Source organism: Mucilaginibacter gynuensis (genome assembly GCF_039541195.1).
Lineage (GTDB): Bacteria > Bacteroidota > Bacteroidia > Sphingobacteriales > Sphingobacteriaceae > Mucilaginibacter > Mucilaginibacter gynuensis.
The window spans coordinates 239478-253607 of sequence record NZ_BAABFT010000002.1 but is presented as its reverse complement, the minus strand read 5'-3'; the positions used below and the strand labels follow the sequence as shown (position 1 = coordinate 253607).

General features: G+C 43.9%; 13 protein-coding genes and 2 tRNA genes. 4 read left to right on the top strand and 11 right to left on the bottom strand.

The features are described 5' to 3' along the window. Positions 1–9: 9 nt before the first annotated feature. The 11 genes from ABD894_RS04390 to ABD894_RS04340 all read right to left on the bottom strand — a co-directional run bounded on the left by ABD894_RS04390 (position 10) and on the right by ABD894_RS04340 (position 10424). Positions 10–870, bottom strand: a complete 861-nt coding sequence (locus tag ABD894_RS04390; RefSeq protein ID WP_345209775.1) for a polysaccharide deacetylase family protein — start codon at positions 868–870, stop codon at positions 10–12. A gap of 77 nt (positions 871–947) precedes the next feature. Continuing rightward, on the bottom strand, positions 948–1838 hold the full coding sequence (locus tag ABD894_RS04385; protein WP_345209774.1) for a hypothetical protein: 891 nt from the start codon (positions 1836–1838) through the stop codon (positions 948–950). Positions 1839–1841: 3 nt separating this feature from the next. Beyond that, complete coding sequence (locus ABD894_RS04380) at positions 1842–2930, bottom strand: Gfo/Idh/MocA family protein (RefSeq protein ID WP_345209773.1); 1089 nt, start codon at positions 2928–2930, stop codon at positions 1842–1844. A 32-nt stretch (positions 2931–2962) separates the two neighbouring features. Beyond that, positions 2963–3985: a Holliday junction branch migration DNA helicase RuvB gene (ruvB, locus tag ABD894_RS04375; protein ID WP_345209772.1), complete on the bottom strand. Its 1023-nt coding sequence runs from the start codon at positions 3983–3985 to the stop codon at positions 2963–2965. 317 nt (positions 3986–4302) lie between these two features. Continuing rightward, a complete protein-coding gene (locus ABD894_RS04370; protein WP_345209771.1) occupies positions 4303–5034 on the bottom strand; it encodes a polyprenol monophosphomannose synthase in 732 nt (243 codons plus the stop codon). Positions 5035–5080: 46 nt separating this feature from the next. Then, a complete protein-coding gene (locus ABD894_RS04365) occupies positions 5081–6595 on the bottom strand; it encodes a POT-type proton-dependent oligopeptide transporter (RefSeq protein WP_345209770.1) in 1515 nt (504 codons plus the stop codon). 114 nt (positions 6596–6709) lie between these two features. Continuing rightward, a complete protein-coding gene (locus ABD894_RS04360; protein ID WP_345209769.1) occupies positions 6710–7621 on the bottom strand; it encodes a hypothetical protein in 912 nt (303 codons plus the stop codon). Positions 7622–7630: 9 nt separating this feature from the next. Then, positions 7631–8809: an acetyl-CoA C-acyltransferase gene (locus ABD894_RS04355; protein ID WP_345209768.1), complete on the bottom strand. Its 1179-nt coding sequence runs from the start codon at positions 8807–8809 to the stop codon at positions 7631–7633. Between the two features lie 53 nt (positions 8810–8862). Then, complete coding sequence (locus tag ABD894_RS04350) at positions 8863–9036, bottom strand: type II toxin-antitoxin system antitoxin (protein WP_345209767.1); 174 nt, start codon at positions 9034–9036, stop codon at positions 8863–8865. 3 nt (positions 9037–9039) lie between these two features. Further along, complete coding sequence (locus tag ABD894_RS04345; RefSeq protein ID WP_345209766.1) at positions 9040–9561, bottom strand: hypothetical protein; 522 nt, start codon at positions 9559–9561, stop codon at positions 9040–9042. 5 nt (positions 9562–9566) lie between these two features. Then, positions 9567–10424 carry an SPFH domain-containing protein gene (locus ABD894_RS04340; RefSeq protein WP_345209765.1) on the bottom strand — a complete coding sequence of 286 codons (858 nt, stop codon included), beginning with the start codon at positions 10422–10424 and terminating at the stop codon, positions 9567–9569. 115 nt (positions 10425–10539) lie between these two features. Here ABD894_RS04340 and ABD894_RS04335 point away from each other — a divergent pair, with 115 nt between their 5' ends. The 4 genes from ABD894_RS04335 to ABD894_RS04320 all read left to right on the top strand — a co-directional run bounded on the left by ABD894_RS04335 (position 10540) and on the right by ABD894_RS04320 (position 13946). Next, a complete protein-coding gene (locus ABD894_RS04335; RefSeq protein ID WP_345209764.1) occupies positions 10540–12606 on the top strand; it encodes an HD family phosphohydrolase in 2067 nt (688 codons plus the stop codon). Positions 12607–12684: 78 nt separating this feature from the next. Continuing rightward, positions 12685–12771 (top strand) — tRNA-Ser (locus ABD894_RS04330). Between the two features lie 97 nt (positions 12772–12868). Further along, a tRNA-Pro gene (locus tag ABD894_RS04325) sits at positions 12869–12942 on the top strand. A gap of 440 nt (positions 12943–13382) precedes the next feature. After that, complete coding sequence (locus tag ABD894_RS04320) at positions 13383–13946, top strand: RNA polymerase sigma factor (RefSeq protein ID WP_345209763.1); 564 nt, start codon at positions 13383–13385, stop codon at positions 13944–13946. Positions 13947–14130 lie beyond the last annotated feature (184 nt).

The window sequence follows — 14130 nt, the reverse complement described above, 5'->3', positions numbered from 1 at the left end:
AATCTCGAATTAAAAGCTATTCTTAATACTATTATGCAAGGTCTTAGTGCTCCAGTAACCGCTATCCAATATCCTTCTGATGGTCAGCAGCGGATCATTCTGATCGCGTTTTTCGGCCAGCTGGAAGGCTGCTTTAAAGCCGCGTTTCTTTAGTTCAGGTAAACCTTCTGCATTCCATAAACCAAATGGATAGGCAAAGTATTTAATAGGTTTGCCGGTGATTTCTTCGAGTTTTTTGGTTGGTTTATCAATTTGGGTAACCCAATCGTCCCCGCTGAATTTTTTAAAGTTATGGTGATCCCAGGTATGGCTGGCAATTACGTTTCCGTCGTCAGATAGTTGTTTGATCTGCTCCTTGTTCATGTAGTTTGGCCTGCCTATGGATACCGTCATGATAAAGTATACCCCTTTAAAGCCATACTTCTTTAATTCCGGCGCGGCGATGGTAAACTGGTCGAGGTCAGTATCGTCAAAAGTAAGCATGATGGGTTTGCTTGGCAGCGCGGTGCCGTAAGCCAGGTAATCATACAATTGATCGGGCAGTATGGTATGGTAGCCGCTATCGGCCAGCATTTTAATATGCTCTTTAAAGTTGGCTATGGGTACAATATAATCCTTAGCAGTTTTAGAATCCTTCGGTCGCCAGTCGCGTATCTGGTGGTAGCATACTACCGGCACCTGCTTGCGGGCTAATATGGTAGCAGCATCGGCAGGGTTACCTTTAGGCGCTGCCGCGGATGTTGTAGTAGTGGCCGATACGGCAGAGCTATCGCCGTTTGTTGAGGCAGGATCTGAATTAACTGATGATGCCGACTGGCAGGCAGCCATTGCTAACGAACAGATAGACAAGGCTAAAAAACGCTTGAACATAGAAAAAAAAAATAATATTAACAGGTGCTAAAATTAGGTTTATTTAGGAGGAAACAAAGCTTAATTGAAACTTCTTTTCAACGCTTTTTATTGATGATCTGTTGCAAGCCCGGTTCGCTGGTTAAGAGATGCCAGCCGCCAAAAACTATAAAAACTTTATCGTGCTTATTCAGCAGGGTATCAATAGTTTTTAATAAGGATTGATCTCGTATCTCTTTCGACCTGCGGCCAATTTCCTGAAATTTACCTTTGGGACTGAACGGATTGGTAGGTTCCAGTTCTTCAAAACTAAACGGACGGTTAAGCAGTTTTTGATAATTAGCTTTATAAAATGCCAGCGTTTGCTCTTCGGATGTGAGGTTTACATTACCTGTTTTAATGATGTAACCTTCGATGAAGTTTTTATACTTTTTGCTGATAAACGCAGTATCGTTAAACTTCTCCGGTGAAACAGACCACATACACCTTTCGGTTGCTATGTAGGCCAGCATTTCGCCTTTGGTATAATGCTTTAGAAGTCCTTTAAACTCCAGGCTATCGGTCATATCTCCGTTGATGCATTGTATCTTCAGGCTGTCGGCCAGTATTTTTATCAGGCCAATTTCGCCGTTTTTTGATATTGCTTCGTGCCTGTCTTTGTATACCCGTTTTGATACATCTCCGCCCTCGTTTACGCATATATCGGGTTTTATCTCGAAAAACTTATTTTCGATGGTGGTGTACATTGGGTTTTCGGTATCGCTATGGTCGAGGTGGTTGGTACCACAAAAAACGATTTCTCTCGGTCCGTTCTTGTATACCCTGATATATGGATTAGTTGGCAAATGCCCGGCGGCATCTAATTTGATTTTCAAATAGCTCACCGTAGGGTAAACATGGGTAGTATCCGCCGTTGTACTCCGCGATTGGCTACCCACGCATCCGGCAAACAGCAGACAAGCCAATGCTATCAAACCAACCTTTGCCATAAATTAAAGCACTATACGTTTGCCTGTTTTTATAGAGCGCTTGGCAGCATCCAGTATTTGCATCACCGTCATGTTGTATTGTAACGACGATTGATCATTCACCGCTTCATGCTTTTTTTGCAGCACAGCGGTCAGGTAAGTAATAGGATCATCAATGGGCGGGGGCAGCGCGGTTGATTTTTTAGTGATACCCACGTTGTTTTCTTTAAGGCGTACCTGAAGGTTGTCTTTATCAAAAGCATGCATGTAACCTTTGCTTCCGAAAACTTCCATGTCCTTTATGTTAAACGGCCAGTTCCATGAGGCTTCAATGAGGCCGGTAGCCGTTGGATATTCTACAATGATGGTAGCGTCATCTTCCACTTTTGGGTATACTTCGGGTTTGTAGTGTTTGGCTACAGCAGTTACCGCAATTGGTTTCTGGCCTTTCATTAGCCAGGTCATGAGGTCGGCACCATAGCAGCCAAAATCGTTAAGAGCACCTGCGCCATTCAGTATCGGGTCGGTAAGCCAGGCCAGGAAATCTTCGCTGCAACCAATTTCGCGCGGGCCACGGTGCCCGTCGTGCATTACCATTTTACGGATAGCGCCTACGCTATCTTTTGCCACAATATCATACACTTCCTGGTACGATGGGTACCAGGTGGTTTCGTAATTGGTTAATACCTGTATTTTGTATTGATTGGCCAATGCCTGTATACGGTTAGCCTGATCGAGTGTAGCAGCCAGCGGTTTTTCAACCATTACCGATATACCCAGCGGCGCGCAGATCTCCACCACATTTACGTGATGAGCAACAGCGTTGTAGCCCAAAACAGCATCCGGCTTTTTCTCTACCACCATCTTTTTCAGATCCTCGGCAAACAGGTTTTCAGGGATCTTGTAGATCTTCGCGAATTTTGCCCAAAGTTTATGGTCGGGTTCGGCAATGCCTACAATATCAACCTTGCCTTTGTTGTATTGGTTTAAAATACCGTGAATATGATCGTGCGATAAACCTGCAACTACTACGCGCAGCAGTTTTTGAGCCGATACAGCCGTGGCAAAGGCCAGCAGTAAAGCAAGGCAAAGAATGTGTTTAATGTTTCTCATAGGTATGGTGGTTTTCTGATTGGTATGTTATGCTAAAATAGCGATGGATTACCTCCTAACTTAATTCGTCCCAGGTGTTTGTACGCATTTTCGGTAGCCTCCCGTCCGCGTGATGTACGCATTAAAAAGCCTTCCTGTATTAAAAACGGTTCGTAAACTTCTTCAATAGTACCTTCATCTTCGCCTACAGCGGTGGCAATAGTTTTTAAACCAACCGGGCCGCCTTTAAACTTATCAATAATGGTAACCAGTATCTTGTTATCCATCTCATCAAGGCCGTGTTCATCAACGTTTAGCGCGTTTAGCGCGTATTTCGCTATTTCGGTATCAATGGTACCATTACCTTTTATCTGGGCGAAATCGCGGGTACGGCGTAGCAGTGCATTCGCAATACGAGGCGTACCACGGCTGCGACGGGCAATTTCGTAAGCGCCTTCATCTGATATTTCGGTTTTTAATATAGATGCCGAACGTAATAATATGGTAGTTAATAATTTGGCATCATAATACTCTAACCTCGAATTGATGCCGAACCTTGCCCGTAAAGGCGCGGTTAACAAGCCCGAACGGGTAGTGGCGCCAACCAAAGTGAAGGGATTCAATGATATTTGCACCGAACGGGCGTTAGGGCCGCTCTCCAGCATAATATCTATCTTGAAATCTTCCATGGCCGAATACAGGTACTCTTCTACCAGCGGACTAAGCCTGTGTATCTCATCAATAAATAAAATGTCACCAACTTCGAGATTGGTAAGCAAACCGGCCAGATCGCCGGGTTTATCCAGCACCGGGCCTGATGTTATTTTGATACCCACGCCCATTTCATTAGCGATAATGTGCGACAAGGTGGTTTTGCCCAATCCCGGAGGACCGTGCAGCAGAACGTGGTCAAGCGCTTCGCCGCGAAGACGGGCTGCCTGTACAAAAATTTTAAGATTGGCTAATATTTTATGCTGACCGGTAAAGTCTTCAAAGGCCTGCGGACGTAATACTTTTTCAATATCACGTTCGGTAGGTGTGAGGCGTTCACGTTCAGGATCAAGATGCTCGTTCATTGCCAACGAAATTAGTATTTTTTCTTAGAGTCCGAAAGTCCGTAAGCCGGAAATGTCCGAAAGATTTTTGTTACAGGAGAGGAAGTTCGAAAGTCGGGAAGTTAGAAAGTCCGTAAGTCCGAAAGTCGGCAAGTCAGGAAGTAGCTTCCTTTACAGTGGCTTAAAACAAAAAGTCGGGAAGTCCGAAAGTCCGTAAGTCGGAAAAGTTCGCAATTAGCTTTCCTTTGCAATTCCCTAAAACAAAAAAGCCCGAAACCCCACCAAGCAAACAACTTTCGGACTTCCGGACTTTCCCGTCTTTCGGACTTCTCAAAAAATCACCCCTCCGGATATTTCCTGAATATACTGTTGATCTTCATTTGTATCACGCCCAAAAATGCTTCGCGGAAAATACGGGTTGACATTTTTGAGGTACCTGCCGTGCGATCGGTAAATATAATGGGCACTTCAACCACCTTAAAATCATGTTTAATGGCGGTGTATTTCATTTCTATCTGGAAGGCATAGCCCACAAATTTTATTTTATGTAGCTGAATGGTTTCGAGTACCTTACGTTTGTAACACATAAAACCTGCCGTAGCATCCTGGATATCCATACCGGTAATAAACCGTACATAAACCGATGCGAAATAGCTCATTAATACCCGGCTCATGGGCCAGTTAACCACATTTACGCCTTTAATATAGCGCGAACCGACGGCTACATCGGCCCCGTCAATACAGGCCTGGCGCAGTTTTAGTAAGTCGTTAGGGTTGTGTGAGAAATCGGCATCCATCTCAAAAACAAAATCGTAATGGCGCGCAATGCACCATTTAAACCCGTGAATGTAGGCCGTGCCGAGCCCCTGCTTACCCTTTCGTGTTTCCATGAAAAGCTTATCGGCATATTCGGTTTGCAGCTGCTCAACTATTTGCTGGGTGCCATCCGGCGACCCATCGTCAACTATCAGTATATGAAAATCATGCGGAAGGGAAAACACCTTGCGTATCATTCGCTCAATGTTTTCCTTTTCGTTATACGTAGGTATTATTACTATGCTATCGGGCACTTCAGGGTATTACGTTAAAAAAAAGTATGCAAAGCAAAGCATTTTTTTACACAATTGGATTATCCGGATGAATTTCCTGCGTTTTGTCGCCTGTAATGTGAAGTCCTTCGCCAAGGTTCAAATCGTCAACCAGGTAGCTTTTCTCTTTAATACGCGGACTTACAAATAAGAACAACACAAAGAAGAACAGCATAATACCTACAAACAACCAAAAATATTTATCACCGGTGAAATAGCCAAAAACGCCATTGTTCGCAATATTCACGTTTACCAAAGTAGTAAAGAAAGTACCGATTGAGTAGGTAAGATACCAGATCGCCGTCATGGTGCTTTTCATTGATGGGGGCGATTGGGTATAAGCATACTCCAAACCGGTAATTGAAACCAATACCTCACCTGCCGAAAGTAACACGTAAGCCAATACCTGCCACCAAAGTGAAGGGTGTAAACCGGCATCAACCTTAGCTTGCAACATTGCTACTATTACAAAACTACCCGCGGTAATTAATAAACCAGCGCCAATTTTACGCAGCGGGGTAAGCGTAATGCCCATTTTTTTAACCAGTGGATAAACACCATAGTTAAATATCGGGATAAGCATTAACAGGAAAGCCGCGTTGGCTACCTGTAGTTGCGATGGTAACGCTTTTATACCGAAAATACCTAAGTTAAGATCGAGCTTGGTGGCTTGCAATGCCCATTCAGATTGGTTCATGTCCCACATACCCCAAAATATTGGTACAAATGCAAATACGGCCATTACACGCCATACGGCACGTACGCCATCAACTTTGGTTTCGCCGTAACGTTGTTCGGCAATTTGCCAGGCCGTTTTTGATTTATCAGGCTTGCTGAATGCTGCCTTTAAAACAAAAAAGTTAACACTCATAAAGTTATCCTTTTTGATACCTCCGGCCGGTACCTTAATATATCTTTTACTACCCGAAAAGAAAATGATAGTAGCCAAAGCCATCAGTATACCCGGTACACCAAAAGCCCATGATGCGCCATATTTATCTAAAATTACAGGGATAAGCGCTATACTAACGGTTGAACCCGCGTTGATACTGAAATAGAACCAGCCGTAAATGCTGCTCATCAGTTCGGAGTTGCTGTGGTCGAACTGGTCGCCTACGTTGGCTGATACGCACGATTTGATACCGCCCGCCGCTATGGCTATAATTAATAACCCGATACTGAAACCGGTAAGTGAGCCTTCAAATACCGAAAGGCACAAGTGCCCTATGGTGTAAATAATTGAACCTATTAAAATAACACGGTATTTGCCAAAAAACCAGTCGGCAAGGATACCGCCCAGTAGCGGGGTAAAATATACAAGGGTTGAAAACGCATGGGTATAAGCGTTTGATTTTGCGTTGGCTTCAACGGTTAACTCGGCCAGCCCGTGCGGGTTAAAAAACTGGTTAACCAAAAAGATAGATAATACGGCACGCATACCATAAAAACTAAATCTTTCAGAAAACTCGTTACCTATAATAAAAGGTATACTACGCGGAATTTTGGGTTTACGTGTTGCTGCTGGGGTAATTTGTTCGGTCATTTAATATTTTATGAATTTTGCTAAAATACTATAATTAACGCAAATCGAAATTTTATATTGAAAGTATTACAAAGCGGGATATTAAGCCCTGTAAAAGAGCTTGATGGTATTGGTTTAATTTCTTTTAGGTACCTGCCTGCGTGCTTCTTCAGCCTGCTTTTTTGGATCGGCGTAAGGTTCCTGGTCGTGTATGTCGGGTATGTTCCTCATATCCAGGTTCTCTACATATTGCCATTTGCCGTTTTTCAGGCGATAGCCATCGTAGCTCATGTCGGGGCCAAAAGTTTCAGGTTTGGCAGTGGGTTTGCCATCCGGCGATGAAAGGTGATCGAACACGATCAGGTTTTGATCTGCCGAATACTTTAACAGCATAGATGCCTGGCGGGAATATTCAAATACTACCCGTTTACGTGTTTTCTTGTTGCCCTCAAACACGGGCAGTCCCAAGCTTATTTCATTGTTTTTGAAGGATAGTACCTCTATTACTTTCTTGGTTGATTTTACGGTATTGCCCTTCCAGCCCAACAATACATAATAAGGGTTGTTGCCGCTAACCGGGATGATCTGGTAATATTGTGCCCCAAACCATTTATGGTTGTCGGTTACCGAATCTTCGGGGTTTTTCAGCAGGGGAGAGTAGTCTTCAAATGGATATAATTGCAAGCGACCGCTGTTCATTTGTATGGTACCGTAAAAACGGTAGCTGCCGTCGTCATTTAAAACATGCCAGCTAAAAATGCGGAAACGTTTATCAGGCGAAGTACTGATGGTAATACTTTTAAGCGAGTCAAACGGGAAACTGAACGAGTTGGGTGTTTTTAACGCGCTTACCAGTGTTTTGATGAACTGGTAATTGGTGTTCTTGCGCACCAGTTCTTCCGGATCGTTGATGATGCGTTTACCTAAATGATTAAGGCTGTCCTGGTAAAAGCGGAGTTGTTTTATATCAGCGCTTTCGTTGCTGCGCTGTGCAAAGGCTAATGCAGGTAGCAATGATACTAATAAGGCTGCCAGTATTTTTTTCATGTAGAAGTATTAACGCAAGTTTTCAATAACCATTGCACTGGCACCACCGCCGCCGTTACAAATTCCGGCAGCGCCGTATTTGCCGTTGTTTTGCTGTAACACGCTCAACAGAGTAACAATAATGCGTGCGCCCGATGCACCCAGTGGGTGACCTAATGATACGGCGCCGCCGTTAACGTTCACTTTTGCCGGGTCTAACTTTAATTCGTTATTATTAGCTATGGCTACTACAGAAAAGGCTTCGTTGATCTCGAAATAATCTATCTCATTCACTGATAAGCCAGCCCTGTGCAAGGCCAGCGGAATAGCCTTCGATGGCGCTGTAGTGAACCATTCGGGCGCTTGCTGCGCGTCAGCGAAGGCAGTGATCTTTGCCAGTGGGGTAATGCCCAGCTCTTCGGCTTTTTCGCTGCTCATGAGTACCAGTGCCGCCGCGCCATCATTTAAGGTAGATGCATTGGCGGCTGTTACTGTGCCGTCCTTTTTAAATACGGGGCGCAGGGTAGGGATCTTTTCGAACTTTACCGCGGCAGGTTCTTCATCCACCGCGAATAAGGTGATGGTGCCTTTTTTATCCTGAATTTCTACGGGGGTGATCTCGTCGAAGAATTTGCCTTCGCTTTGCGCTTTGTGGGTGCGCTGGTAGGAGGAGATGGCGTATTCGTCCTGCTCTTCACGACTGATATGGCATTCTGTTGCGCAAAGTTCCGCAGCCGAACCCATGTGATAATCATTATATACATCCCAAAGACCATCTTTAACAAGGCCATCGGTAATTTGGCCATTACCTAAGCGGTAGCCGTTGCGGGCTTTATCTAAATAGTAGGGCACATTGCTCATGCTCTCCATTCCACCGGCGACCACAATATCGTTTTGGCCGAGGGCGATGCTTTGTGCAGCCAGCATAATTGCTTTCATGCCCGATGCACACACTTTGTTTACCGTAGTAGCCGGTACATTGCCCAGGCCTGCAAAAATAGTTGCCTGCGTAGCAGGTGCCTGCCCCAAATTGGCCGACATTACATTGCCCATGTATACTTCCTGTACCTGTCCGGACTGTAAACCGGCCTTTTCTACTGCCGATTTTATGGCGATAGCCCCCAGTTGGGTAGCCGTTAAAGAAGACAGGCTGCCGCCGAAACTGCCTATGGGCGTACGGGTGGCTGCAACAATAACTACATCTTTCATAATTTAAAGCTTAAGCAAAGTTAGTATTTGCGTAATTGTATACGGCCTTAAAATTATTCTTGTTCGGGCTTTTTCTTTTTGCCTGCCTTTTTACGCGCGCTCAAAGCTTGTTGCAGCAGGTATTCTATCTGCCCGTTGGTGCTCCTGAATTCTTCGGCGCTCCAGGCTTCTATCTCCTTCAACATATCCGGATTTATGCGTAATATAAATGCTTTCTTTTCAGCCATAAATTAACTGGACGCCGCTGCCGCTTCCCTTTGTCGCCTTATAATAATTATATGAATACCCAAAAATGCCAGCAAAGGTAAAATTTCTGCCGGGGTGGTACTTTGCTCAATACCAATAGTATCGGTTGATGAAAACGACGGACTATCAACGCGTAGTATAGGTCCGTAAATTTCGCTTTCCCAAACATACTTTGACCGCCAGAAAGACGTACGGTGAAAAATGGCGGTAAAGCCATTCTCCATCTTTAGTGTCGATTTCCTGCTGAATGCCGTGGTAACCAAGCGGCCTATTACTTTGTCGTTTCTGTCGGTAATGGCTATTGTTCGTCGCCAAAAGCCTTCAAAAGCGAAGCTGTAATAGTTGTCGGCTGTTTCAACATAGGCCCTGCGCCTTGCCGAGAGCCACTTATAAGCGAGCTTGCCATAGCTGTAAACATTGTCGGTAAGCTCATATTCGGGTTTTACCCAGCCATGCCTTACTATGTACAGCTCACTTATATTTTTATTTTCAAACCTGGTGTACATAGTTATTAATGATAAAGTGTACCGGTATTAACCACCGGGTTTACGCTGCGGTCGCCGCAAAGTACCACCAACAGGTTGCTTACCATGGCGGCTTTGCGTTCTTCATCCAAATCAACAATGTTTTTTTCCGACAGGCGGTTCAATGCCATTTCAACCATACCAACCGCGCCTTCAACAATAAGTTTACGGGCAGATATAATGGCCGATGCCTGCTGACGCTGCAACATGGTATGCGCAATTTCGGGCGCGTAAGCAAGGTGAGATATACGGGCTTCCAGCACTTCAATACCTGCGCGTTCCAGGCGTTCGTTCAGTTCTTCTTCAAGTAAATGGCTTACCTGCTCAGCACCGCCACGTAGGGTAATGCCCGCAGTTTCATCTTCCATATTATCATAAGGGAAAGAGTTGGCCAGGTGCCTTACTGCGGCTTCACTTTGTATGTTTACGTATTGCAGGTAGTTCTCTACCGCGAAAACCGCGTTGGCTGTGTCTTTTACTTTCCATACTATAACAGCTGCAATTTCAATAGGGTTACCTACTTTATCGTTCACCTTTAATTGCTGGCCGTTAAGGTTAAAGGCGCGTAACGATACCTTCTTTTTTACAGTGAAAGGGTTCACCCAAAAGAAACCGTCTTTTTTTACGGTGCCCACATATTTGCCAAAAAGGGTAAGCACTTTTGATTCGTTAGGGTTTACAATAACAAGCCCCGGAAGCACAAGGGTAAAGTCAAATACAAGGAGGAGAGCGCCAACCACAGGCAGTTGCTGCCAAAAGCTGATTGCCGCCGCCGCGATAAGTAAAAGGAATAATGTGAAGGTTAAATATCCGGATGGCGGATTGATGGTTTTTTCGGTTTCCATGATTGAAAAATGATTTTAAAATGATATCACAAAGATATCAAACTAATTTTCATAAAAACAAGAAAAACTGCATATAACAGAAACTTATATTATTTTTGAGAGGTTAACACAATACATGGTACAACTATCCACTTCCCGCCAAAAGGCTTTGCTGCGTAAATATGCCCGTAACATTAAGTATTTGATGATACTGGCAAGTATATGTGTAATAGTAATGGCATTGCCCAAACAGGCCCAGTTCAGGTACGAATTTGAAAAGGGGAGGATCTGGAACCAAAAAGACCTGGTATCGCCCTATAACTTCGCCATACTTAAAACACCCGAAGAGATACAGAATGACCGCAAGGCCGCGCTCGCCAGTATAACACCAATTTACAGGTTGGAAGAACAAACAGGCCGCGACCAGATAGAAGGTTTTCGTAACGATTTGGAAGTGAAGTGGCGCGGGGCCGGGCTCGATGATAAATTGAAGGAAGACTACATCACCATTGGCAATAAACTGCTGTTTGAAGTTTACGGTCGTGGTATCATTAAACTCAACACCAAGCATCAGCAAGGCGGCGAAAATTACACTGTTACCGTACTGAATAATAACATAGCTACCGATAAAAATACCAACGACCTTTACACCAAAGAAAAAGCGCTGGCTTACTGTGAGCAGGAGCTCAATAAAAATAAGGGTATTGATAAAACTTTTTTGTTAGACCTCATTAGCGACCGCCTTCAAACCAATCTTAATTACGATGATAGGCTGACTACCAAATTAGAGAAAGAGGTAGTTGATAACCTATCCATCACCCGTGGTATGGTGCAAGCCGGTGAGGTGATCATTGCCAAGGGGTCGGTAGTGAGCGATGAAGTATTTCAAAAACTACAATCGTACAAAAAAGCCTTTGAGGATAATGCCCGTGTAAAAGGCAATTTCAATATCGTATTGTTTGGCCGTTTTCTGTTAGTGAGTTTGGCCATATCGCTCATCATGGTATTCCTGTACCTTTTCAGGCGAGATATTTACGTAGATAACCGCTTGGTAGGCCTCATCCTGATGGTAATTACGGCCATGCTGGCTACTTTATCGCTGGCCATTAAGTTGCAAATCCCTAACCTTTATTATATCCCGTATTGTATTGTACCGATCATCATCCGGATATTGTTTGATACCCGTTTGGCGCTGTATATACACCTGTTGGTGGTACTGATAGCCGGATTTTTTGTGCCGAATAGTTTTGAATTCGCTTACTATGAAATTACCGCGGGCATGGTGGCTATTTACACCATCAAAAACCTGATTCGCCGCGAGCAGTTCCTTATTTCGGCTATCATCATAATGTCGTGCTATTTTGTGGCCTTCCTGGGCATCTCATTTATCCGCGAGGGTAGCTTAAGTAATATCGACTGGGTTGATTTTGTACCTTTCGCTGTAAGCGTACTATTAACCCTGCTCGCTTATCCGTTGATTTACGCTTTTGAAAAAGTGTTCGGCTTAACATCAGACATTACCCTAATAGAACTTACCAATACCAACGCGCCATTACTGCGCGAAATGGCATTCACTGCCCCCGGTACCTTTCAGCACTCGTTACAGGTGGCTAATCTGGCCGAAAATGCAATATATTCGATAGGGGGTAATGCTTTGCTGGTAAGAGCAGGGGCTTTATATCACGATATTGGGAAGATAGAAAATCCGCTGTTCTTTATCGAGAATCAGATCTCGGGCTTTAATCCGCATGATAAGCTGCCGTACGAGGAGAGCGCGCAGATCATCATCAGGCACGTGAGCAAAGGGGTCGACATGGCCAGGAAGGCCAACCTACCCGATATGGTGATCGATTTTATTCGTACGCACCATGGCAACACCCGTGTAGATTATTTTTACCAGTCGTTTTTGAAAAATTTTCCGGAAAAATTCATCGATGAGAACATTTTCAGGTACCCGGGCCCCATTCCTTTCTCAAAAGAAACGGGTGTTTTGATGCTTGCCGACTCAGTTGAGGCCGCTTCGCGCTCTTTAAAAGAACCCGACCAAAAATCCATCAGCGACCTTGTTGACCGCATTGTAAAATACAAACTCGATCAGGACCAGCTGAAAGACAGCGACATAACGCTGAAAGATATTGAAACCATAAAAACGATTTTTAAACGAATGCTGATGAGTATTTACCACGTGCGAATAGATTATTAAGAAAACATAAATTTTTTTTTGACGGGAGGGTTGAATTACTATATTTGCAGACCCAAAACGGGGATTAGTTCATTAAACGGAGAGATGCCTGAGAGGCCGAAAGGAACAGTTTGCTAAACTGTCGTACTGGCAACGGTACCGAGGGTTCGAATCCCTCTCTCTCCGCATTAAAAGCAATTATTTGGCGGTTACGGCAGCTGAGAAAATACTTTTAAATAATGTTTGCAACAGCGAAATAAAAACGTACCTTTGCAAACCCTTTCGGGATGTAGCGTAGCCCGGTATCGCGCCACATTTGGGATGTGGAGGCCGCAGGTTCGAATCCTGCCATCCCGACGGTAAACGGGACAGATTAGATAAATTCTTTTCTGTCCCGTTTTTTTTTATTTATATCCAACTCGTAGTTTATCATACATTGCCCAATTTCGTTCAAATGGATGGTTCGAACTAAAAAGAGTCAAACCATATTTTGATGAGATCATGAACGAAAGATCGTCGGAGATTATTAGCAATGAAACCTTTGCGCAGCGCAGATGCAGACCAGTGGATGTAAGTTCAGGCAAAAAATTGCGCAAACCGATACTCAACCCCGCAACAGATTTAAGCTCCCTGCGTATTTAATGAAAGTATTCATTGGGCAGGTATTTAATAAAGGCCTGCTTTTTTAATAAAATTGCTACGCTATCAACCATGTAAGTTAACATCTAATTAATAGCCTGTGTAGTTGTGCTTAATACAGGGATGGTACTTTTGAAGCGCTTCATTAAGCGTGATTTATGGACGATCAGGAGCTACTTAAATTATTGGCCGGAGGTAACCAGGAAGTTTTTGCGCAGATCTATGATAAATACTGGCAAAAACTGTTTGCTTACGCGTATAATTTGATGAAAGATACCGATCAATGTGAAGACCTTATTCAAGACGTTTTCATCAGCCTGTGGGAACGCCGCGAAACGCTCCGGATCGAGAATCTTAAAGCCTATCTTTTTTCTTCGGTAAGGTATTCGGTATACCGGGTTAATAAACAACAAGGCACACGCGGAAGCTTATCATTGACTAACGATTTTGAACTGGCGGATATAAAGGCCAGCGCCGCGGACGATTCCGTCATCAGTGCCGAACTGCAACTGGCCTATGAACAACTTCTTGATAAGATGCCCCCGCAGCGTAAACGTGTTTTTCAAATGCGTCACGAAGATAACCTGACCACCAATGTTATTGCCGAAAAATTACAGATCGCACAAAAAACCGTTCAAAACCATTTAGTCAATTCCTACCAGCAAATTCAGTCGCTCATTACTACCGTGCTGGTTTTCCTGTTTCTTTCTTTCCTGCCCTAACCTGGTTAGCGCTTCTATTTTTTACTTCACCTTTTTCATTTCGTTATTAATAACCTTTGCTTATTGTTAAGTTTTAGGTTAACACCCCGTTATTTTAAAATTTCAAAAAAATATTTCATTATACACTTGGGAGTTTTTAAGGTTTAGGATACATGTATGTGATTAGCGGCTGATAAGTGATGCC